The 22362-nt window shown below is 73.4% G+C and carries 15 protein-coding genes; 4 read left to right on the top strand and 11 right to left on the bottom strand.

What is annotated here, in order from left to right; genetic code table 11:
• Positions 1-33 precede the first annotated feature (33 nt).
• From DEJ43_RS24265 to DEJ43_RS24250, 4 genes are all read right to left on the bottom strand, one after another.
• Positions 34-360, bottom strand: a complete 327-nt coding sequence (locus DEJ43_RS24265) for a hypothetical protein (protein WP_015036029.1) — start codon at positions 358-360, stop codon at positions 34-36.
• Positions 357-725, bottom strand: a complete 369-nt coding sequence (locus DEJ43_RS24260) for a WhiB family transcriptional regulator (RefSeq protein ID WP_015036028.1) — start codon at positions 723-725, stop codon at positions 357-359. The genes DEJ43_RS24265 and DEJ43_RS24260 overlap by 4 nt, the downstream gene beginning before the upstream one ends.
• A 172-nt stretch (positions 726-897) precedes the next feature.
• Entirely contained in the window at positions 898-1251 is a 354-nt protein-coding gene (locus tag DEJ43_RS24255) for a hypothetical protein (RefSeq protein WP_015036027.1), read from the bottom strand.
• Positions 1252-1424: 173 nt separating this feature from the next.
• Entirely contained in the window at positions 1425-3605 is a 2181-nt protein-coding gene (locus DEJ43_RS24250) for an ATP-dependent DNA helicase UvrD2 (protein ID WP_015036026.1), read from the bottom strand.
• Between the two features lie 148 nt (positions 3606-3753).
• On the opposite strand from DEJ43_RS24250, the gene DEJ43_RS24245 reads away from it, so the two are divergent.
• A complete protein-coding gene (locus tag DEJ43_RS24245; protein WP_015036025.1) occupies positions 3754-3996 on the top strand; it encodes a mycoredoxin in 243 nt (80 codons plus the stop codon).
• Between the two features lie 100 nt (positions 3997-4096).
• Here DEJ43_RS24245 and nudC read toward each other — a convergent pair whose 3' ends face one another.
• The 6 genes from nudC to DEJ43_RS24215 all read right to left on the bottom strand — a co-directional run bounded on the left by nudC (position 4097) and on the right by DEJ43_RS24215 (position 14938).
• Positions 4097-5044, bottom strand: coding sequence for an NAD(+) diphosphatase (gene nudC / locus DEJ43_RS24240; protein ID WP_015036024.1), 948 nt, complete (start codon positions 5042-5044; stop codon positions 4097-4099).
• A 35-nt stretch (positions 5045-5079) separates the two neighbouring features.
• Entirely contained in the window at positions 5080-6498 is a 1419-nt protein-coding gene (locus DEJ43_RS24235) for a dipeptidase (protein ID WP_015036023.1), read from the bottom strand.
• Positions 6499-6508: 10 nt separating this feature from the next.
• Positions 6509-9964, bottom strand: coding sequence for an ATP-dependent helicase (locus DEJ43_RS24230; protein ID WP_071891484.1), 3456 nt, complete (start codon positions 9962-9964; stop codon positions 6509-6511).
• 69 nt (positions 9965-10033) lie between these two features.
• Positions 10034-10867, bottom strand: coding sequence for a hypothetical protein (locus DEJ43_RS24225; protein ID WP_015036020.1), 834 nt, complete (start codon positions 10865-10867; stop codon positions 10034-10036).
• 76 nt (positions 10868-10943) lie between these two features.
• Positions 10944-14327 (bottom strand): ATP-dependent helicase, encoded by a 3384-nt coding sequence (locus tag DEJ43_RS24220; RefSeq protein ID WP_041662850.1) that lies wholly within the window; start codon positions 14325-14327, stop codon positions 10944-10946.
• Positions 14328-14572: 245 nt separating this feature from the next.
• On the bottom strand, positions 14573-14938 hold the full coding sequence (locus DEJ43_RS24215; RefSeq protein WP_015036018.1) for an MGMT family protein: 366 nt from the start codon (positions 14936-14938) through the stop codon (positions 14573-14575).
• 192 nt (positions 14939-15130) lie between these two features.
• Between DEJ43_RS24215 and DEJ43_RS24210 the strand changes: the two genes are divergently transcribed.
• The 3 genes from DEJ43_RS24210 (at position 15131) to DEJ43_RS24200 (ending at position 21112) form a co-directional block, all read left to right on the top strand.
• Positions 15131-17782 (top strand): lysylphosphatidylglycerol synthase transmembrane domain-containing protein, encoded by a 2652-nt coding sequence (locus DEJ43_RS24210; RefSeq protein WP_015036017.1) that lies wholly within the window; start codon positions 15131-15133, stop codon positions 17780-17782.
• A gap of 140 nt (positions 17783-17922) precedes the next feature.
• Complete coding sequence (locus DEJ43_RS24205) at positions 17923-19497, top strand: alpha/beta hydrolase (RefSeq protein ID WP_041662849.1); 1575 nt, start codon at positions 17923-17925, stop codon at positions 19495-19497.
• A gap of 52 nt (positions 19498-19549) precedes the next feature.
• Complete coding sequence (locus tag DEJ43_RS24200) at positions 19550-21112, top strand: alpha/beta hydrolase (protein WP_015036015.1); 1563 nt, start codon at positions 19550-19552, stop codon at positions 21110-21112.
• Positions 21113-21174: 62 nt separating this feature from the next.
• Here the strand turns inward: DEJ43_RS24200 and moeZ are convergent, their stop codons facing one another.
• Positions 21175-22353 (bottom strand): adenylyltransferase/sulfurtransferase MoeZ, encoded by a 1179-nt coding sequence (moeZ, locus tag DEJ43_RS24195; protein ID WP_015036014.1) that lies wholly within the window; start codon positions 22351-22353, stop codon positions 21175-21177.
• Between the last annotated feature and the right edge of the window lie 9 nt (positions 22354-22362).

Below are 22362 nucleotides of genomic sequence, written 5' to 3'. Positions count from 1 at the left end.
CGGGATCTGTCAGTGCGAGATCTGCGAGATCTGTCAGTGCATGACGGCCATGGCCAGCGCGCGGCGGGCGCGCAGCGAGACGCGCTCGGCGCGCCGCTGCATCCGTCGGGCGGCGATCAGGCGCACGGCCTGACGTTCCGCGTCGACCTCGCGCTGTCGCTCGTGCATATGGGCACGGGCCAGGGCTTCGGGGATGAGTTGCATTTCACGGGTCCTGTTCTGACGTCGCGCGGTGGGCGCGGCGGAGGGGGAGAAGACTGGGGTCGCGGAGCCGGCCGGCTCGCTGGCGGAAGAGGTCATCGGGGCCTGCTTCTGGGGATCGTGCGTGAGGGGGCGGTCGATGGTTCCGGTGGCGCTCATGCCGCGACCGGGTTCTTGCGCGGACGGCCACGGGGCCGCTTGCGGGCGACGACCACACCCTGGACGAAGAGCTCTCCGCCCCAGACGCCCCACGGCTCGCGCCGCTCCTTGGCGCCGGCCAGGCAGGCGGCCACGAGCGGGCAGGTCTGGCAGAGGGACTTCGCGTACTCGACGTCGGCCGGGGACTCCGCGAAGAAGACCTCGGGGTCGTAGGCGCGACAGGGGACGGGGACGCCGAGGTTCTCGATGGCGTCGTCGAGCGCGGTGAGCGCGGTGAGGGGGGTCAAAGCGGGGTCCTCCGTGAGGCCGGGCAGGGGGATCGATTCGGAAGGCGGTACGGACGGGGCGTGCGCTTCGAGTTGCACGGTGGTCTTTCCTCGTCTGGTCGTTCCGGCCTGTTGGCCGGGGTTTCGGCTGGTACCGGGTGTGTCTGTCCCGAGGCGTCTTCGTGTCGTCGCCCCCGTTCGGGGACAAACAAAAGGGCCGCGGATCCCGGGTGGGGTTCCGCGGCCCTGAAGGCGCCGGTCTGATCATGGATCAGACTGGATCACTCCAGGGTTCGAGCCCACGGAAGGCCCACATCATGTGGTCGTGCGTCGTCGTCTGCTGCTGGGTGCCGGCACCGGTCGCCGCAAAGTCATAGGCCTTGGCCTTGACTGCCGCTCCTGCTTCCAGTGCCTTGGTCGGTCGCTCGTTCCGGAGCTCCACGGCAGGTCGCATACCGAGGCCGGCAAGGCCGGCGGCGGACAGACCGGTGCCAATGAAGGCGGAGACGGAAACGCCGAGCGAGCAGGTGGAGGCGACGGAGCGATCGGTCATTTTGACGGTGCTGACGAAGCGGGCAGCGCTGACGGAGCCGGCGTTGCTGGTCTGGATGATGTTGCTGATCACGGGGAATCGCCTCCTCTCGGCGTCTCGGAGGGCTCGGGTGCGAGCCGGACCCTCATGTTTATTTGGACAAGTACAGCACAGAGACAGGGCTTCTCAGAAGCCGCTGTTTCCGTGGTTAAGAACCTATGGGGCTTGACGGGGCAGGCGCAAACTATTTTTCCGACGAGTTTTCCTCAGTCCTCATGGAGGTCCGTCCCACCCGTCCCACCTGCGCAGATGGCCAGGACGTCGGCCCCGAAGCGGTCCAGCTTGCGCGCGCCGACGCCGGAGATCGCGGAGAGCTCGCCGCCGGTGGCGGGGACCCGCTCGGCGATGGCCATGAGCGTCTTGTCGGTGAACACGCAATACGCGGGCTGGCCGAGCTCCCTGGCCTGTTCCGACCGCCAGTCCCGCAGCCGCTCGTACAGCGCCTCGTCCATGTCCGAGGGGCAGTCCTCGCAGCGCAGCAGTTTCATGGCGCCCGCCTCGGTCAGGGTGACCCCGCAGACCCGGCAGAGGACGGGTCCGCGCGGGCCCCGCCGGCGGGCCGCCGGGCCGCCCCGCTCGAAGGAGCCGGAGGCTCCCGGGGTGACGGTGCCGAGGGCGCCGGAGCCGGGCCGCAGGCCCTTGAGGAAGCGGCTGGGGCGCCGGGAGGCCCGGCCGCCCGGGGAGCGGGAGAGCGCCCAGGAGAGCGTGAGGTGCAGCCGCGCGCGGGTGACCCCCACGTACAGCAGGCGGCGCTCCTCCTCGACCTGCTCGTCGGTCTTGGCGTAGGTGATGGGGAGCATGCCCTCGGTGAGGCCGACCAGGAAGACGGCGTCCCATTCGAGGCCCTTGGCGGCGTGCAGCGAGGCGAGGGTGACGCCCTGGACGGTCGGGGCGTGCTGGGCGGCGGCCCGCTCGTCGAGTTCGGCGACCAGGTCCGAGAGGGTCGCGCCGGGCTTGGCGCGGGCGAAGTCCTCGGCGAGCCGGACGAGAGCGGCGAGGGACTCCCAGCGGTCGCGGACGGCGCCGGACCCGGCGGGCGGCCGCGAGGTCCAGCCCTTGGTGGAGAGGACGGCCCTGACCTGCGAGGGAAGGTCCTCGGCCGCATCGAGGAGAGAGTCGTTGCCCCCGGCGCGGGCGGCGCCGCGCAGCGCGATGCCCGCCTCCCGTACCTCCGTGCGCTCGAAGAAGCGCTCGGCGCCGCGGAGCTGGTACGGCACCCCGGCGTCGGCGAGGGCCTGCTCGTAGACCTCGGACTGGGCGTTGATCCGGTAGAGGACGGCGATCTCGCCGGCCGGGACGCCGGCGGCGATGAGGTCGCGGATGCGGCGGGCGGTGCCCTCGGCCTCGGTCGGCTCGTCCGCGTACTCCGTGTAGGTGGGCTCGGGACCCGGGTCGCGCTGGGAGATCAGCTCCAGGCGGTGGTCGGCGGCCCGGCCGCGGGCCTGGCTGAGCAGACCGTTGGCCAGGTGCACGACCTGCGGGGTCGAGCGGTAGTCGCGGACGAGCTTGACCACGGTGGCGCCCGGGTGCCGGGTGCGGAAGTTCAGCAGGTGGTCCGGGGTGGCGCCGGTGAAGGAGTAGATGGTCTGGCTGGCGTCGCCGACCACGCAGAGGTTGTCGCGGTCGCCGAGCCACAGGTCGAGCAGCCGCTGCTGGAGCGGGGAGACGTCCTGGTACTCGTCCACGACGAAGTGCTGGTACTGGCTGCGGATCTGGTCGGCGATGTCGTGCCGGTCCTGGAGGATGCCGACGGTGAGCAGCAGCACGTCCTCGAAGTCGATCACCGAGCGGTCGCGCTTCAGCTGCTCGTACATCGCATAGATCTGGCTGATTTCCGCCGGGTCGCGCGGGGCGTCCCTGAGGGACTTGGCGACGACCGCGGGGTAGTCGGCGGGGACGGTCTGGGTGACCTTGGCCCACTCGATCTCCCCTGTCACGTCCCTGAGCTCGTTGCGGTCGAGCCGGACCCTGCAGCGGGCGGCGGCGTCGGCGACGAGCTGGATCTTCCGCTCCAGCAGCCGGGGCAGATCACCACCGACGGCTTTCGGCCAGAAGAACTGGAGCTGACGGAGGGCCGCGGAGTGGAAGGTGCGCGCCTGCACACCGCCCGCGCCGAGCTGCCGCAGCCGCCCCCGCATCTCGCCTGCGGCGCGGTTGGTGAACGTGACGGCCAGCACGCTGGCGGGCTGGAGTCTGCCCGACCGCACCCCGTACGCGATCCGGTGCGTGATCGCCCGCGTCTTGCCCGTGCCGGCTCCCGCCAGCACGCACACCGGACCGGACAGGGCCAGGGCGACCTCGCGCTGCTCCGGGTCGAGCCCGTCGAGCACCGCGTCGGCCGTCTCCGGTACCTGCGGGAAGAGAGTGGAGTGCGTTGCTGCTGTCACCCCCCAATGCTGCCAGGTCCGCCGCGATGGACGCGGCGGCTTGTCCACAGGTGCGCGTCGCCGGTCATACGAATTCCGGGAATGGGCGGGCGGGGGCGTACGTTCTCCTTCTCGGCACCCGTCAGCGAACGAAGAGGAGCGCCTCGCCATGCAGGGCACTGTGACGATGTACAGCACCACGTGGTGCGGCTACTGCCGTCGGCTGAAGAGCCAGATGGACCGTGAGGGCATCGCGTACACCGAGATCAACATCGAGCAGGACCCCGACTCGGCGGCGTTCGTGGAGAAGGCGAACGGCGGCAACCAGACCGTGCCGACCGTTCTCTTCCCGGACGGCTCCACGCTGACGAACCCGAGCCTCGCGCAGGTGAAGCAGGCGCTCGGCGCCTGACCGCCCGGCGCCTGACCGCCCGGCGCGCCCCGCAGACCGAGAACCCCCGACCGGTGACATGACCGGTCGGGGGTTCCTCGTGTCGGGCGTGGGGCGTGGCTCAGATCACGTCGCCCGGCTTCGGCAGCGGCTTGCCGTACCAGCGCTCGATCAGCCGGGAGGCGATCGAGATGCCGTACGGCGGGATGACCTCGCCCGACTCGAAGGCGGCGGCCAGGTCGTCGCGGGAGAACCAGCGGGCCTCGTGGATCTCCTCGCCGTCCACGGTGATCTCCGAGGAGGTCGCGCGGGCGAAGAAGCCCAGCATCAGGCTGGACGGGAACGGCCAGGGCTGGCTGGCGATGTACTCGACCTCGCCGACCGTGACCCCGGCCTCCTCGAACACCTCGCGGACCACCGACGCCTCGATGGACTCGCCGGGCTCGACGAAGCCCGCCAGGGTCGAGAAGCGGCCCTCGGGCCAGTGGACCTGCCGGCCGAGCAGCGCGCGGTCCTGCTCGTCCGTGACCAGCATGATCACCGCGGGGTCGGTCCGCGGGTAGTGCTCGGCGCCGCACGCCTGGCAGCGGCGGATGTGCCCGGCGGCGGCGATGACCGTGCGCTCCCCGCAGCGCGAGCAGTAGCGGTGGAGGCGCTGCCAGTTCTCCAGGGCCACCGCGTGCACCATCAGGGCCGCGTCGCGGTCCGAGAGCAGCAGTCCGGCCTCGCGGAGCCCCGCCGGGCGGGCGGACTGGTCCATGCGGCCCGGCAGCGAGTCCTTCTGGAGCGCGAAGTAGGAGACCCCGTCGGCGTCCGTGCCCAGGAAGTAGCGGTGGGTCTCGGTGACCGGGGCCTCGAACGCCGGGGTCATGACGAGTTCGGTGCTGCCGTCCGGCAGGTCGTCGATCAGCACCTGGCCCCCGGAGACCACGAAGACCCGGGTGGTGGGGTGGCTCCAGGCCGCCGCCAGCCACGCCTCGTCGAGGCGGTGGTGAGCGGCGCGGTCGATGCCGCTCGGAGCGGTGAGCGAGATCGGGCGGTCCGCTGACGCGTTCTTCAAGGTGCTCACAGGTGCTTCCAACTCCCCCGGATCGGTGTGTGGGTTCAGCGCTCGGTGGCGAGGAGGGCGGTGGGCAGGTCGCCCCACAGGTGCGCGGTCGTCTCGACGCCCTTCATGAGGAGATCGAGTTCGATCTTCTCGTTGGGGGCGTGCCAGCCGTCGGACGGGACGGAGATGCCGAGGAACAGCACGGGTGCCTCCAGGACGTCCTGGAGGTCGGCGGCCGGTCCTGAGCCGCCCTCGCGGGTGTAGCGGACCTTGGCGCCGTCGAAGGCCCGGCTCATGGCCCCGGCGACCGCCTTGAGGGCCGGGTGGCCGAGGGGGGTGAGGCAGGGGCGGGTCGGGGCGCCGAAGACGATCTCGTACCGGATGCCGGCCGGGACGAGACCGGCGAGCCAGTCCCGCACCGCGAGCTCGATCTTGGCGGGGTCCTGGCCGGCGACGAGCCGGAACGACAGCTTGAGCTGGGCGGAGGCGGGGACGATCGTCTTGCCGCCGGGGCCCTGGTAGCCGCCGCCGATGCCGTTGACCTCGGCGGTGGGGCGGGCCCAGACCCGCTCCAGGGTGGAGAAGCCGGCCTCGCCGAGGGTGCCGTGCGACTTCGCGGTGCGCAGCCACGCCTCCTCGTCGAAGGGCAGCTCGGCGACGAGGGCCCGCTCGGCGTCGGTGAGCTCGGTCACCCCGTCGTAGAAGCCGGGGATGGCCACGTGCTCGTGCTCGTCGTGCAGGGCGGCGACGATCCGGCCCGCGACGGTGGCCGGGTTCGGCACGGCGCCGCCGAAGGAACCGGAGTGGATGTCCTGGTCGGGGCCGTACAGCTCGATCTCGCAGTCGGCGACCCCGCGCATGCCGGTGCACACGGTCGGCGTCGTCTCGGACCACATGCCGGTGTCGGAGACGATCACGGCGTCGGCGGCGAGCCGCTCGGCGTGCGCCTCGACGAGGGCGCGGAAGTGCGGCGACCCCGACTCCTCCTCGCCTTCCACGATCAGCTTGAGGTTGACGGCGGGCGCGGTGCGGCCGGTGACGGCGAGGTGCGCGCGGACGCCGAGGGTGTGGAAGAACACCTGGCCCTTGTCGTCGGCCGCCCCGCGCGCGTACATCCGCCCGTCGACGACGGTCGGCTCGAACGGGTCCGTGTGCCAGCCGTCCTCACGTGCGGCGGGCTGCACGTCGTGGTGGCCGTAGACGAGGACCGTGGGGGCGTCCGGGTCGTCCGAGGGCCACTCGGCGAAGACGGCGGGCGCGCCGTCCGTCTCCCACACCTCGACCGTGGTGAAGCCGGTCTCCGTGAGCTTGGCGGCGAGCCACTCGGCGCTGCGCCGGACGTCCCCCGCGCGGTCCGGCTGCGCCGAGACGGACGGGATGCGCAGCCACTCGGCGAGGTCGCCGAGGAAGGCGGCACGGTGCTGCTCGATGTACGTGCGTACGGCGTGGACGGCGCTGTCCGGGGTCTCGCTCATGCCCCCGAGCCTATCCGGCGCCCGGGGGTGTCCCTCCCAGCAGGAGGGCCTCCAGCTCGGCGCGGCCGGGCAGCCGGGTGGGGCGGGCGACCTCGCCGGTCCGTACGTAGACGAAGGCGGCGGCCACGTCCTCGGGTGCCAGGCCGTGCTGCTCGGCCCAGGCCAGCCGGTAGATCGCCAGCTGGAGCGGGTCCGCCGTGCGCACCCGGCTGGTCTTCCAGTCGACGATCTCGTACGCGCCCGAGTCCGGGTCCCGGTAGACGGCGTCGATCCGGCCCCGGACGACCCGGCCGCCGAGCGAGAGGTGCACGGGGACCTCGACGCGGTACGGGGTGCGGTGGGCGTACGGGGTACGGGCGAAGGCCTCCTTCAGCTCGTCGAGGTCCCGCTCGTCGAGGATCTCGGGCTCCCCCGCGAAGTCCTCCCCGCCGGGCAGCTCCTCCGGGCCCAGGAACGGCAGCGGCAGCTCCTCGAAGCGGGACTCCACCCACGCGTGGAACCGGGTGCCGCGCCGGGCCGCCGGCTGCGGCGCCTTCGGCATGGGCCGGGCCAGCTCCTGCGCGAAGCCGTCGGGGTCGGCGGCGAGGCGGAGCACCTGGGAGGCGGAGAGGTACGCGGGGAGGACCACGTCACGGGTGGTGGCGCGGGTGCGGCGGAGTTCCGCGGTGAGGGCGGTGAGGTCCCGGTCCCAGGAGGCGATGGTCCTGGCGTCCTCGGGGGTGAGGGGGTGGGCCTCCTCGCGGGGGGTGGGGGGGTGGGTCTCCTCGCGGGGGGCCGGGACGGCGTCCGCGTGGGTGTCCTCGGGAAGTTCGTTCTCGTCCCACGGGGGTTCCTCGTCCCAGGCGGGTTCCTCGTCCTCCGGCCAGGCGTCCTCCGGGTGCGGGTCCGCGGGGTGCCGGTCCGCGGGGTGCCGGTCCGCGGGGGCGGGCGCCGCGCCGACCGGGGTGCGTCCGCCCTGCGGGGCGGTGGCCCACAGCCGGGCCAGGACGTCGTCCGCCGCCCGCCGGCGGCGCTTGAACGACTCCCCGTCCAGGGGCAGGGGCCAGGCCTGCTCCCCTCCCGTCTCCGTCAGCGTCGGGTTCTGCGCGTCCTTCTCCGGTTCCTCGGCCCACGCCTCGATCTCGCCGTGGCCCTCCGCGCAGTGGTCGTACAGCGACCGCAGGAAGTCCGAGGGGCCTCGGGGCTTCTTCTGGGACGGGCCCCACCAGTGGGCCGAGCCGAGGAGCAGGGAGCGGGGGCGGGTGAAGGTGACGTAGCCGAGGCGGAGTTCCTCGGTGTGCTGGTGGTCCCGCATCTCGCTCTTGAAGGCGGTGAGGGCCTTGGCGTTCCAGGTGTCGATGTCCGGGAGCGTCGCCGCGTCGCCGCGCAGGGCGTGCGGCAGCACCTGCGGCTGCGAGGTCCAGGACTCGCGCGCGCGGGCGCTGGGGAACTGGCCGGCGACCAGGCCGGGGACGGCGACGACGTCCCACTCCAGGCCCTTGGACTTGTGGGCGGTGAGGACCTTCACCGTGTTCTCGCCGCCGGGCAGGGCGCTGTCCAGGCCCTTCTCGAACTGGACGGCCGTCCGCAGGAAGCCGAGGAAGGCGAGGAGGCTCGCCTCGCCGTCCAGGGAGGCGAAGCCGGCGGCGATGTCGAGGAAGTGGCCGAGGGTCTCGCGGCGGCGGGCGGCGAGGGCGTGCGGGGAGGCGGACAGTTCGACTTCGAGGCCGGTCGCGGAGAGCACCCGGTGCAGGACGTCCATGAGGGGGTCGGCGAGCGAGCCGCGCAGGGCCCGCAGCTCGGCGGCGAGGCGCGCGAAGCGGACCCGGGCGTCGGCGGAGAAGGCGAGGCCGTCGTCGGCGGCGGCGCCGGAGTCGAGGAAGGTGTCGAGCGCGTCGGCGAGGGAGACCACCTCGGCCGGGTCGACGCCCTCGACGGCGGCGGCGAGCCGCTGCTCGGGGTCGGGGTCGTCGCCGCCCCGGTGCACCAGGAGGCGGGCCCGGCGGCCGAGGAGGGCAAGGTCGCGGGGGCCGATGCGCCAGCGGGGGCCGGTGAGGAGGCGGACCAGGGCGGCGTTGGCCCCCGGGTCCTGGAGGACCTCGCAGACGGCGACGAGGTCGGCGATCTCGGGCAGGTGGATCAGGCCGGAGAGGCCGACGACCTCGACGGGCACGTCGCGGGCGACGAGGGCCACGTGGATGGCGGGGAAGTCGGTGGCCGTACGGCACAGGACGGCGATCTCGCCGGGCTCCCGGCCGGTGCGGACGAGGTGGGCGAGGGAGTCGGCGAGCCAGTCGATCTCCTCCGCGTGGGTGGGCAGGAGGGCGATGCGGACGCTGCCGTCCCGCTCCGCGCCCGGCGCGGGACGCAGGGCCTCCACGCCCGCGTGCAGGGCACGCAGGGGGGCGGCGAGGCCGTTGGCGAGGTCGAGGAGGCGGCCGCCGCTGCGCCGGTTCTCGGAGAGCGAGTACCGGTCGGCGGGGCTGCCGTCGGCGTGCGGGAAGTGCTCGGGGAAGTCGTCCAGGTTGGCGACGGAGGCGCCGCGCCAGCCGTAGATGGCCTGGCAGGGGTCGCCGACGGCGGTCACGGCGTGGCCGGTGGCCCGGTCTCCGGTGCCCTGGCCGAAGAGGCCGGAGAGCAGCAGCCGCTGGGCGACGGAGGTGTCCTGGTACTCGTCGAGGAGGACGACCCGGAACTCGTCGCGGAGGATCTCGCCGACCTCGGGCCGGGTGGTGGCCAGCTCGGCGGAGCGGGCGATCTGGTCGCCGAAGTCGAGCAGGTCGCGGGAGCGCTTGGCGGCGCGGTAGCGGACGACGAGGTCGAGGAGTTCGCGGCGGGCGGTGGCGGCCTCGGGGATCTTGCGGAGCTCGGCGTTGCTGAGCTTGGCCTCGGCGAGGGCGGTGAGCAGCGCGGAGTCGTACGCAAGGAGCTTCTCCGGCGGTACGAGGTGTTCGGCGAGCTCCGCGTCGAGGGCGAGGAGGTCGGTGATCAGGGTCGTGAAGGAGCGGGTGAGCGCCGGGTAGGGGCCGGGGGCCTCGCGCAGGACGCGGGCGGCGAGCTGGTAGCGGGTGGCGTCGGCGAGGAGCCTGGAGGTGGGTTCGAGGCCGATGCGCAGGCCGTGGTCGGTGAGGAGCCGGCCGGCGAAGGCGTGGTAGGTGGAGATGCGGGGTTCGCCCGGCGGCTCGTCCGGGTCGATGACGTCGGGGTCCGTCACCCCCGCCCGGACGAGGGCGGTGCGGACGCGCTCGGCGAGCTCTCCGGCGGCCTTGTTGGTGAAGGTGAGACCGAGGACCTGCTCGGGGGCGACCTGGCCGGTGCCGACCAGCCAGACGACCCGGGCGGCCATCACCGTCGTCTTGCCGGAGCCGGCTCCGGCCACGACGACCTGCGGGGCGAGCGGCGCGGTGATGCAGGCCGTCTGCTCCGGTGTGAAGGGGATGCCGAGGAGCTCCTTGAGCTGCTCGGGGTCGGTGATGCGTGCGGTCACCTCAAAGAGGCTAACGCGGCGGACCGACACTCCCGCCCGGTCCGGGGCGGCTCACGCGGGAGACCCTCCTCACGCGGGCGTGCCCTGGTCCAGCTTCGACAGGTCCACGGTCTCGTCGGCGGGCGGGACCACGACCCGTACCGGCTTGTCGTAGTCGGAGAGCACGAGCGAGCCGGGTTCGTCGCCGCCCGCCTTGACCATCTTCAGGATGTACGGCTTGCCCTCCTGGGAGACGGACACGGTGGTGGTCTCGCCGCCGTCCTTCTTCTTCACCAGGGTCGCGACGGGGGTGCCGTCGACCTCGGCGTCGGGGCCCCTGGTCAGTCCGCGGCGCTCCTCCTCGTCCTTGCCGAGGTCGTCGAGGAGCCCCTTGAGGTCGCAGACGCCGCTGAGGTCGGCGCTGCCGGCCTGCCCCTCGCCGATCTTCAGCCAGCGGCCCTTGAGCAGCTCGATCGTGGCGTCGATCTGTGCCTCGGGCATGCCCTGGGAGGACATGGAGGCGCGCCAGAAGGTCTCGTCGCCCTTCATGTAGGTGACGTCGCCGGTCCTGCGGAGTTCGGCCGTGCCGCCCTTGATCTTCATCACGCCGGTGCACTCGTCGCGGTCGTTGACCGCGAAGTCGATGTCGAGGGGCTGTCCCTCGGTGACGACCCGGCCGGTCATCCGGAGCGAGGTCGCGGACTGGGTGGCGGTGACCGCCCTGTCGCCGATCTCGTCGGCGCTGAGGCCGGAGAACGGATCGGGCGACGGTGCCGTCACCGACCGTGCGGCGGCGTCGGCACCAGCCTTCGCCGACGGGGCGGCGGCCGGCGTCGCCGCCCAGGCCGCGACCGGTGCCGGACCCGCGGCGACGGCGACGGCGCAGACGACGGCCGCGGCGCGGAGCTTTCGGTGGGACGCCATGCGAGCCTCCTCGCGGTTTCCCCGAGCCCTGTCCACCAGGGTCTCGCCCCGCGCGCGTGGCCGCGACTCCGCCGGGTCAGTCGACGACCTGGCGGCCCTCCGGCCGGGCGCTGCACGAGGCGCGGAAGGAGCAGGTCGCGCAGTGCTGGCCGGTGGTCGGGGTGAAGCGTTCGTCGAGGACCCGGCCGGCGGCGGTGGCGAGCAGCTCGCCGACCCACTCGCCGGCCAGGGGCTCCTGCGCCTGGACCTTCGGGAGCGCGTCGCCGCCCTCCTTCTGCGGGGCGGCCTGGCGCAGCTGGACGAGCTCGGCGCCGCCGGGTTCCGGGCGCCGGCCGTCGAAGACCTCGTCGAGGGCGCCCTCGCGGACGGCGAGCTGGTAGACGGCGAGCTGCGGGTGGTGGGCGACCTCGTCCTTGGTGGGGGCGGACTTGCCGGTCTTGAAGTCGACGACGTAGGCGCGGCCGTGCTCGTCGGTCTCGACCCGGTCCATGGAGCCGCGGATGCGGACCTCGTACTCCCCCGCCTCCAGGGTCACGTCGAAGCCGTGTTCCGACGCGGCGGGGGTCCGGCCGCCGCGGTCCATGACGTGCCAGCTCAGGAAGCGTTCCAGGGCCACGCGCGCGTGCTGCTTCTCCTGGGCGGACTTCCAGGGGGCGTCGAAGGCGAGGGCGTCCCAGACGGAGTCCAGGCGGGCCATGAGGACGTCGAGGTCGGCGGGGGTACGGCCGGAGGCGACCTCGTCGGCGAGGACGTGGACGACGTTGCCGAAGCCCTGGGCGGCGGTGGCGGGGGCGGCGGCCTTGACCTCGCGGCCCAGGAACCACTGGAGGGAACAGGTGCTGACCAGGTTGTCCAGGGAGCTGGGCGAGAGCGCGACGGGCCGGTCCCGGTCGCGCAGCGGCTCGGGGCCGCGGGTCGGTTCGAACAGGCCCCACCAGCGGTCCGGGTGCGCGGCCGGGACCAGCGGCTGGCCGTCCTCGTCGGTGAGCGCGGCCAGTTCCGCGAGGCGCTGGGCGGCCGCGTCGCGGAGCGCGGGCGAGGCGTCGGGGTCGACGGTGGTGGCGCGCAGCTCGGCGACGAGGGCCGGGACGGCGAGCGGGCGGCGGGGGCGGCCGGGCACGTCCTTCGGTTCGGCGCCGAGCTCGGAGAGGAAGCGGGAGGGCTGGTCGCCGTCCTCGGCGGCGGCCTTCACGGCGGTGACGACGAGCCGGTTCCGGGCGCGCGTGGCCGCCACGTAGAAGAGGCGGCGCTCCTCGGCGAGGAGGGCGCCGGGGGTGAGGGGCTCGGCGAGGCCGTCGCGGCCGATGCGGTCGGCCTCCAGGAGGGAGCCGCGGCGGCGCAGGTCGGGCCAGAGGCCCTCCTGGACGCCGGCGACGACGACCAGGCTCCACTCCAGGCCCTTGGAGCGGTGGGCGGTCATCAGCCGGACGGCGTCGGGGCGGGTGTGGCGGCGGGTGAGGGTGTCGGCGGCGATGTCCTGCGCGTCGAGCTCTTCGAGGAAGTTGAGGACGCCACGGCCGCCGACGCGCTCCTCGGCGCGGGCGGCGGTCTCGAACAGGGCGCAGACCGCGTCGAGGTCCCGGTCGGCGTTGCGGCCGGCGGGCCCGCCGCGGAGTGCGGCCCGCTCCAGGCGGCCGGGCCACGGCGTGCCGTTCCAGAGCACCCAGAGGGCCTCCTCGGCGGTGCCGCCGTCGGCGAGGAGGGTGCGGGTCTCCTGGAGGAGCTTCCCCAGGCGGTGGGCGCCGCGGGTGTAGGAGGGGTCGTGGGCGGCGAGGCGCTCGGGTTCGGCGAGGGCGCGGGTGAGGAGGACGTCGGAGGGGGCGGGGACCTTCGTGCCCGCTGCCCGCTCCTCGTCCCTGAGCGCTCTGCCGAGGCGGCGGAGGTCCGCGGGGTCGACGCCGGCGAGGGGGGAGGCGAGGAGTTCGAGCGCGGTCTCGGTGGTGAGCCATTCCGTGGCGGCCCCGGGTTCCACGGGCTCGGGGCCGGGTGCGGCGCCGTGGCCGGTCGTGCCCGCCCCTTCCGCCCGTGCGGGACGGCCGGTCGTGCTCGCCCCTTCCGCCCGTGCGGAACGTCCGCCGGCGACCTGGGCCACCGCCCGCAGCGCCAGCAGCAGGGGCGCCACCGCCGGTTCGTGTCGGAGCGGGGTGTCCGCCGCGTCGGTCTCCACCGGGACTCCCGCCGATGTCAGGGCGCGGCGGAGGGAGGGGAGGGTGGCGGCGGCCCGGGTGAGGACGGCCATGTCCTGCCAGGGGACGCCGTCCTCCAGGTGGGCGCGGCGGAGGAGGTCGGCGATGTTCTCGGCCTCCGCCGACGCGGTGGGGTAGGTGTACGCCTCCGTCCGGCCGCCGTCCCGGGTGGCGGTGAGGTCCCGGTGGGCGCGGACCCGGTCGGCGGGGAGGCGCGGCATCGGCATCCGCTGGGCGAGCAGCCGGGTCGCGCCGAGGAGGGTGGCGCCGGAGCGGCGGGCGGTGCGCAGGACGCGGACGTCGGCGCCGCCGAAGGCGGTGGGGAAGTCGAGGATGCCGTTCACGTCGGCGCCCCGGAAGGCGTAGATGGACTGGTCGGGGTCGCCGAAGGCGACGACCGTGCCGCGTCCGCCGCCGGCGAGCGCGTGCAGCAGCCGGACCTGGGCCGGGTCGGTGTCCTGGTACTCGTCGACGTAGATCGCGTCGTACGAGGGCAGGCTGATGTCCTCGGCGAGCAGGACGGCCCGGTGGACGAGCTCGGTGTAGTCGAGGACGCCCTGGAGGTCGAGGACGTCGAGGTACTCGGCGAGGAAGGCGGCCGCCGCCTTCCAGTCGGGGCGGCCGACCCGCTCGGCGAAGCGGGCGAGCGCGTCGGGGGCGAGGCCGAGTTCGCGGGAGCGGGCGAGGACCGCCCGGACCTCGTCGGCGAAGCCGCGGGTGGTGAGGCAGGCGCGGAGTTCGTCGGGCCAGCGGATGCCGCCGAGTCCGGCCTTCTCCAGGTCGATGTGGCCGGCGAGGAGTTCGCGCACGGCGAGGTCCTGCTCGGGTCCGGAGAGCAGCCGGAGGGGTTCGGCGAAGAGTTCGGCGTCCTGGTGGGCGCGGATCAGGGCGTAGCAGTACGAGTGGAAGGTGGTGGCCTGCGGGGGGCGGCGGCCGCCGAGCCGGGCGGCCATGCGGTCGCGGAGTTCGACGGCGGCCTTGCGGCTGAAGGTGAGGACGAGGAGGCGTTCGGGGTCGGTCCCCTGCGCCACGCGGGCGGCGACGGCCTCGACGAGGGTGGTCGTCTTGCCGGTGCCGGGTCCGGCGAGGACGAGAAGCGGTCCGCGGGTGTGGTCAACCACTTCCCTTTGGGCTGCGTCCAGCTGAGGGGGATCCATCGGGGCCGGCGTGGTACGCACCAGTCGGTACGCGCCCGGGGTCCGCTGCCGTCCCGGACCCGGGTACGGCTGTCCCTGGTGCGGCGGCGTACGCCGGGTGGTCGAGGAGGTACTCACGTGGGTCGCCGGTCCTGGTGGGAGTGGTGGTGCGGGTGAGGCGGGCGTCCGGCGCGGCGGTCCGCCGGGCTCACCGGCCCGCCGTCGCCCCGGGAGACGCGAACGTCGACGTTACGCGAAACGGGCCGCCGCCGAGCCGTACTCCGCGTGCCGTTCCGTACCGCGGACGTCCCGCCCGGCGCCGCTCGCGCCCCGGCGGGCGCTGCTCACGCGCTGTCCGGCCGGGGTGTCCCCGGCCGGCGGCCTCAGGTGTGAGTTCCGTCCCAGCGGGCCCGTCGCATGTCGATCCTCGGGACGTGTCCCTCGGCGGCCCGGCCGGCCTCGCGCAGCGGGGTGCCCTCCTCGCGGTAGTGGCCGAGGGCCCTCAGTTCGTGCCCGGGCAGCAGCGTGCCGTCGGCGCGGACCACCCGCCACCAGGGCGCCGTCCCGCCGTACAGGGCCATGACCCGGCCGACCTGGCGGGGCCCTCCCTCGCCCAGCCATTCGGCGACGTCCCCGTAGGTCATCACCCGGCCGGGCGGGATGCCGTCGGCGACGTCGAGCACCCGTTCCGCGTACTCGGGCAGTTCTCCGGTCTCCCCCACGGGCACCTCCATGCTCATCCGCCCCATCCTGCCTCACCCCACCGACATGGCCCTGATGCCTCCGCGCGGCGGCTCTTCGTGCCACCATCGTGCGGGCGGTGACTGGTGATACGAGATCAAGAGCGACAAATACAAGAACAACGGCACGAACGAGAACAAGCGCGCGAGCGACCTCACGGGCACGAACGAGAACGACACGACACGCATGCAGAGACGGACATGGTGATGGCCCCGGACACCCAGCCCCCCGAGGAGGGCAAGGCCGACGTGCCCGAACGGGTCTCCGGCGACGAGCCGCTGCTCGCCGCCCGGGTCCACCGGCCCTCCGACCTGATGCGGCTGCTGGCCGGTGTGCTCGCCATCGCGCTCGTCATCGCGGTCGCCGCGTTCGCCCACGCGACGACCTCCGGTCTCGAACAGGACATCAACAAGGGTGCCGTCGGCGCCCCCGCCGTCTTCGTCAAGATCGCCGGTCTGGTCTCCTCCATCGCCGTCCTCCTCGTCCCCGTCGCCTTCGCCATCGAACGCCTGATCAAACGCGACGGGCTGCGGATCGCCGACGGCGTCCTCGCCGCCGTCCTCGCGCACGGCGTCACCCTCGCCACCGACCTGTGGGTCGCCCAGGCCGCGCCAGGCACGATCCAGGACGCGCTGACCCAGCCGGCGTCCGGCGGCGGACTGACCGACCCGGTGCACAACTACCTCGCGCCGGTCATCGCGTACATGACCGCCGTCGGCATGGCCCGCAGGCCGCGCTGGCGGGTGTCGCTCTGGGTGGTCCTGCTGCTCGACGCGTTCACCATGCTGGTGGCGGGCTACACCACCGCCCTCTCGATCATCCTCACCGTCCTGATCGGCTGGACCGTGGCGTACGGCACGCTGTACGCGGTCGGCTCGCCCAACGTCCGCCCCACCGGGCAGACCCTCCTCGCCGGCCTGCGCCGGGTCGGCTTCCGGCCCGTCACCGCCCTGCGCGCCGAAGGCGTCCCCGACGCGGCGGACAGCGGCGACCGCGGCCGGCGCTACATCGTGACCCTGGAGGACGGGCCGCCGCTCGACGTCACCGTCGTCGACCGGGAGCAGCAGGCCCACGGCTTCTTCTACCGCGCCTGGCGGCGGATCACCCTGCGGACCATCACCACCCGCCGGTCGATCGTCTCGCTGCGGCAGGCCCTGGAACAGGAGGCGCTCCTCGCGTACGCGGCGATCGCCGCCGGGGCGAACGCGCCGAAGCTGATCGCCACCTCCGAGCTCGGCCCGGACGCCGTGATGCTCGTGTACGAGCACATCGGCGGCCGCAGCCTCGACTCGCTGGACGACGACGACATCACCGACGAGCTGGTCCGCAGCGCCTGGCGGCAGGTCCGGGCGCTCCAGTCGCGCCGGATCGCGCACCGCCGGCTCACCGGGGACGCGATCCTGGTGGATCGTTCCGGCAGGGTGATCCTCACCGATCTGCGCGGCGGCGAGATCGCCGCCGGCGACCTGATCCTGCGGATGGACATCGCCCAGCTCCTCACCACCCTCGGGCTGCGGGTCGGTGCCGAGCGGGCGGTGGCCTCGGCCGTCGAGGTGCTCGGCCCGGACGCCGTCGCCGACTGCCTGCCGCTGCTCCAGCCGATCGCGCTGAGCCGCTCCACGCGCGCGACGCTGCGGAGACTGGCCCGGGAGCGCTCGGCGCGCGAGCGGGAGGCCGTGCTCGCGGCCTCGGAGGCGGCCAAGCACGAGCGGGAACTGGCGAAGGCCCAGGCGGCGGAGGCCGCCGCGGACCCGACGGCGGTACGGGCGGAGACCAAGGCCGAGAAGAAGGCGGACAAGAAGGCCGAGAAGCGGGCCCTCGACTCGGCGCTCGACGAGGCCCGCGAGGAGGACCTGCTGGCCCAGATCCGGCAGCAGGTGCTCCTGATCCGCCCGCAGGCGCCGGCGGAACCCGTCCGGCTGGAGCGGATCAAGCCGCGGACCCTGGTCAGTCTGATCGCGGGCGCGGTCGCCGCGTACTTCCTGCTGTCCCAGATCTCCCGTACGCCGCTGTCGACGATCAGCGAGGCCGACTGGCGCTGGGTGGCGGCCGCGGTGCTGTTCTCCGCGATCAGCTACGTGGCGGCGGCGATGAGCCTGCTGGGCTTCGTGCCGGAGCGGGTCGGGTTCTGGCGGACGGTGGTGGCGCAGGTCGCCGGCTCGTTCGTGAAGATCGTCGCCCCGGCGGCGGTCGGCGGCGTCGCCCTGAACACCCGCTTCCTCCAGCGGTCCGGGGTCCGGCCCGGACTCGCGGTGGCCAGCGTCGGCGCCTCGCAGCTCTTCGGGCTCGGGGCGCACATCCTGCTGCTGCTCGCCTTCGGTTATCTGACGGGGACCGAGCGGTCGCAGTCGTTCACCCCGTCGAGGACGGTCATCGCCGGCCTCCTCACGGTCGCGGTGCTCGTGCTCGTGGTGACGGCGATCCCGTTCATGCGGAAGTTCGTGTCGACGCGGCTGCGCTCCCTCTTCGCCGGTGTGGTGCCGCGCATGCTGGACGTGCTCCAGCGGCCGATGAAGCTGGTGACCGGCATCGGCGGGATGCTGCTGCTCACCGCCACCTTCGTGTTCTGCCTGGACGCCTCGATCCGCGCCTTCGACCACAACGACGTGTCGATCAGCTACGCGAGCGTGGCGGTCGTCTTCCTCGCGGGCAACGCGCTCGGCTCGGCCGCGCCGACCCCGGGCGGCGTGGGCGCGGTCGAGACCGCGCTCACCTTCGGCCTGGTGGCGGTCGGCCTGCCCATCGAGGTGGCCACCCCGGCCGTCCTGCTCTACCGCCTGCTGACCCTGTGGGTGCCGGTCCTGCCGGGCTGGCTCTGCTTCAACTGGCTGACGAAGCGCGAAGCGCTGTAGCGGGCGCCGGGGCCGCCGCGGCGCGAAACGCCGTGGCCGCTCCCGGACCACCGCGCGCGCCGCTCCGGGGCCGCCGCGCCCGCCACCCGCATGGACCTCCGTCCCGCGCGGTGGCGGGGGCGGCGGCCCACCATGGGCCTATGCCGATCTCCGCCGCCCAGCGCGCCGCTCTGCTCACCGCCACCACCGTGCTGCTCGCCGCCGGATGCTCGGACGGGGGAGACGACACGGGGGACGCCTCGCGGCCGAGCGGTACGGCCGGGCTCTCCGCGCTGACGGCGCAGAAGCTGTCCTGGGCGCCCTGCCCGGCGCCGTCCGCCGCCGAGGGCGGCGGGGCCGCGCCCCCTCCGCTGCCCGGCGACACCCCGTGGGAGTGCTCCTTCCTGCAGACGCCGCTCGACTGGGCGGTGCCGGAGGGCGAGACCATCGAACTCGCGCTCATCCGGGCCCGCGCCCGCGACAAGGACCGGCGGATCGGTTCGCTGGTGTTCAACTTCGGCGGTCCCGGCGGCTCCGGCATCACCGGGCTGCCCGGTTTCGCCAAGGACTACGAGACCCTGCGCGGCCGCTACGACCTGGTCTCCTTCGATCCGCGCGGGGTGGGCCGCAGCGACCCGGTGGAGTGCCTCACCGACAAGGAACTGGACGCCTACTACGCCCTCGACTTCACGCCCGACGACGAGGCCGAGGAGCGGACGCTGTCCGACGCGCAGAAGAGGTACGCGGCCGGCTGCGAGAAGGACGCCGGCCCGGCGCTGCCGCACGTCGGCACCGAGAACGCCGCCCGGGACATGGACCTGATGCGCCAGGTCCTCGGCGACGAGAAGCTCCACTACTTCGGCATCTCGTACGGCACCGAGCTCGGCGGCGTGTACGCCCACCTGTTCCCGAAGAACGTCGGCCGGGCCCTCTTCGACGCCGTCGTCGACCCGGAGGCGGGCGTCGAGGACGGCGCGCTCGGCCAGGCCAAGGGCTTCCAGCTCGCCCTGGACAACTTCGCCCAGGACTGCGTGGACCGCGGCGACGAGTGCACCCTGCCCGGCACGACCGTCGCGGAGATCGAGTCGTTCATCACGGACCTCCTCGCCGCCCTCGACAAGCAGCCGATCCCGGGCATCGGCGAGCGCAAGCTCACCCAGACGCAGGCCACCAACGGCATCGCGCAGGCCCTGTACTCCAAGGAGTACTGGACGTTTCTCGAGCAGGGCCTCGACGACGCCGACGGCGGCGACGGGGCGCTCCTGCTCAACCTCTCCGACTCGATGAACGGACGCGGCCAGAACGGCTCCTACAGCAACATCCAGGCCGCCAACGCCGCCATCAACTGCGTGGACTTCAAGGAGCGCTACACCCTCGGCCAGGCGAAGGAGCGCCTCGGCCAGTTCCGCGAGGCCTCCCCCGTCTTCGGCGACTTCATGGGCTGGGCCCTCTCCTCCTGCTCGCAGTGGCCGGTCCCCGGGTCCTGGGAGCACCCGGACGTCTCCGCGCCCGGCGCGGCCCCGATCCTGGTCGTCGGCAACACCGGCGACCCCGCCACCCCGTACGAGGGCGCCCGGTCGATGGTGAAGGCGCTCGGTGACGGCGTCGGCGTGGAGCTGACGTACGAGGGCGAGGGGCACGGCGCCTACAACAGCGGCAACGCGTGTGTGAAGAAGGCGGTCGACGCGTACTTCCTGGACGGCAAGGTCCCGGCCTCCGGCACCGTCTGCAAGTAGCCCGGGGGCTCCCCCTAGGATGGGCCGCCTTGCGCGCTCCTGGGGGGAACACATGTCCATACGTACACGGGTGACGGTCCTGGCCGTCACCGGCCTGCTCGTCACGGGCTGCACGAGCTCCGGCGGAGCGACCCCGGACGCCGCCCGCACCAAGGCCCCGGCCCCGCCGCCGACGACGGCCGGTGCCGCCTCGACGGCCCCCGCCGTGATTCCCCCGCTGCCCGCCTCCCTCACCGGCCAGCGCCCCGACTGGAAGCGCTGCGGGGCCCCCGGCGACGGCGGCGAGCGGCCCGGTACGGAGTGGCGCTGCGCCACCGTGAAGGTGCCGCTCGACCACGCGAAGCCCGGGGGCGCGACGATCCCGGTCGCGCTGATCCGCAAGGAGGCCGGCCGCAAGAGCGCGCGCATCGGCTCGCTGCTCTTCAACTTCGGCGGCCCCGGCGCCTCCGGCGTCGACATCCTGCCCCGGGCGGCGCAGGACTACCGGAAGCTCGGCGAGCGCTACGACCTGGTGGGCTTCGACCCGCGCGGGGTGAGCCGCAGTGCGGGCGTGGTCTGCCGGACGGACGCCGAACAGGCCGCCGCCGAGGCCACGGTCGACCTCACCCCGGACTCCGCCGACGAGGAGAGCGCCTACCTCGAGGACAACGCCGACTTCGCCGCCGGCTGCGCCCGCCGCTCCGCCACCGTCCTGCCGCACACCACGACCACCGCCACCGCCCGCGACCTGGACCTGATCCGGCAGGTCCTCGGCGACGCGAAGCTGAACTACTTCGGCATCTCGTACGGGACGCAGCTCGGCGGCACGTACGCCCACCTCTTCCCGAAGAACGTGGGCCGCCTGGTCCTCGACGCGGTCGTCGACCCGACCGCCGACACCGTCGGGCACGCCCGCCACCAGACGATCGGGTTCCAGCGCGCCCTGGACAACTACCTGAAGAGCACCGGGCAGGACCCGAAGGCCGGGACGGAGCGCGTCGCGCGTCTGCTGCGGAAGCTCGACCGGGCGCCGCTGAAGGTCGGCGAGCGGCGGCTCACCGAGAGCCTGGCGCTCACGGGCATCGCGGTCACGCTGTACGGGCAGGCCAACTGGCCCCTGCTCACGGACGCCCTGGCGGAGGCGGAGCGCGGTCGCGGCGGCGCCCTGCTCGAACTCGCCGACTACTACAACGACCGGGACGCGAGCGGCCACTACGCCACCCAGACCCACTCCCAGCGGGCGATCAGCTGCGCCGACTCCAGCGACCGGGGGACGCCCGCGCAGGCGAAGGCGCTGGTCCCCGAGTTCCGCAGGCTCTCCCCCGTGTTCGGCGCGTTCCTCGCCTGGGACACCGCGGGCTGGTGCGCGCGGTGGCCGGTGAAGGGCGAGCGGGCGACGCCGGAGGCGAGCGCCCCGGGGGCCGCGCCGGTCCTGGTCGTCGGCACGACGGGCGACCCGGCGACCCCGTACGAGGGCGCGGAGAAGATGGCGAAGGAGCTGGGCCCCGGGGTCGGCGTGCTGGTCACGAACAAGGGCGAGGGCCACGGCGCCTACGGCACCTCGGCCTGTGTGACGCGGACGGTCGACGCGTACTTCCTGAAGGGCACGGTCCCGGCGTACGGCACGACCTGCTGAGTGCGCACGCGGAAGGGCCCGGACCTCCCCTGGGGGAGATCCGGGCCCTTCCGTTCAGCCGATCAGTAGACCGGCTTCTCGGGCTCGATCTGGTGGACCCAGCCGATCACGCCGCCGCCGACGTGCACCGCGTCCGCGAAGCCCGCGGACTTGAGCACGGCGAGGACTTCCGCACTGCGGACACCCGTCTTGCAGTGCAGGACGATCCGCTTGTCCTGCGGGAGGTCCTGGAGGGCGGTGCCCATCAGGAACTCGTTCTTCGGGATCAGACGGGCGCCCGGGATCGAGACGATCTCGTACTCGTTCGGCTCGCGGACGTCGATGATGTCGATGTTCTCGCCCTCGTCGATCCACTCCTTGAGCTGCTTGGGAGTGATCGTGGAGCCGAGCGCCGCCTCCTGGGCCTCCTCGGACACGACGCCGCAGAAGGCCTCGTAGTCGATGAGCTCGGTGACGGTCGGGTTCTCGCCGCAGACCGCGCAGTTGGGGTCCTTGCGGACCTTGACCTGGCGGTACTGCATCTCCAGGGCGTCGTAGATCATCAGGCGGCCGACCAGCGGGTCGCCCACGCCCGCGAGGACCTTGATGGCCTCGGTGACCTGGATGGAGCCGATGGACGCGCACAGCACGCCCAGGACGCCGCCCTCGGCGCAGGACGGGACCATGCCCGGCGGCGGGGGCTCCGGGTAGAGGCAGCGGTAGCAGGGGCCGTACTCGGACCAGAAGACGGACGCCTGGCCGTCGAAGCGGTAGATCGAGCCCCAGACGTACGGCTTGTTCAGCAGCACACAGGCGTCGTTCACCAGGTAGCGGGTGGCGAAGTTGTCGGTGCCGTCGACGATCAGGTCGTACTGGCTGAAGATGTCCATCACGTTGTCGGCCTCGAGCCGCTCCTCGTGAAGGATCACGTTCACGTACGGGTTGATGCCGAGGACGCTGTCACGCGCCGACGCGGCCTTGGAGCGGCCGATGTCGGCCTGGCTGTGGATGATCTGGCGCTGGAGGTTCGACTCGTCGACCTCGTCGAACTCCACGATGCCGAGCGTGCCCACGCCGGCGGCGGCCAGGTACATCAGCGCGGGCGAGCCGAGGCCACCGGCGCCGACACACAGCACCTTGGCGTTCTTCAGCCGCTTCTGCCCGTCCATCCCGACGTCCGGGATGATCAGGTGGCGGGAGTACCTGCGGACCTCGTCTACGGTGAGCTCGGCAGCCGGCTCGACCAGGGGTGGCAGCGACACGGGGACTCC

It is taken from the genome of Streptomyces venezuelae ATCC 10712, from assembly GCF_008639165.1.
GTDB lineage: Bacteria > Actinomycetota > Actinomycetes > Streptomycetales > Streptomycetaceae > Streptomyces > Streptomyces venezuelae.
This window is presented reverse-complemented; position numbering and strand designations above follow the sequence as displayed.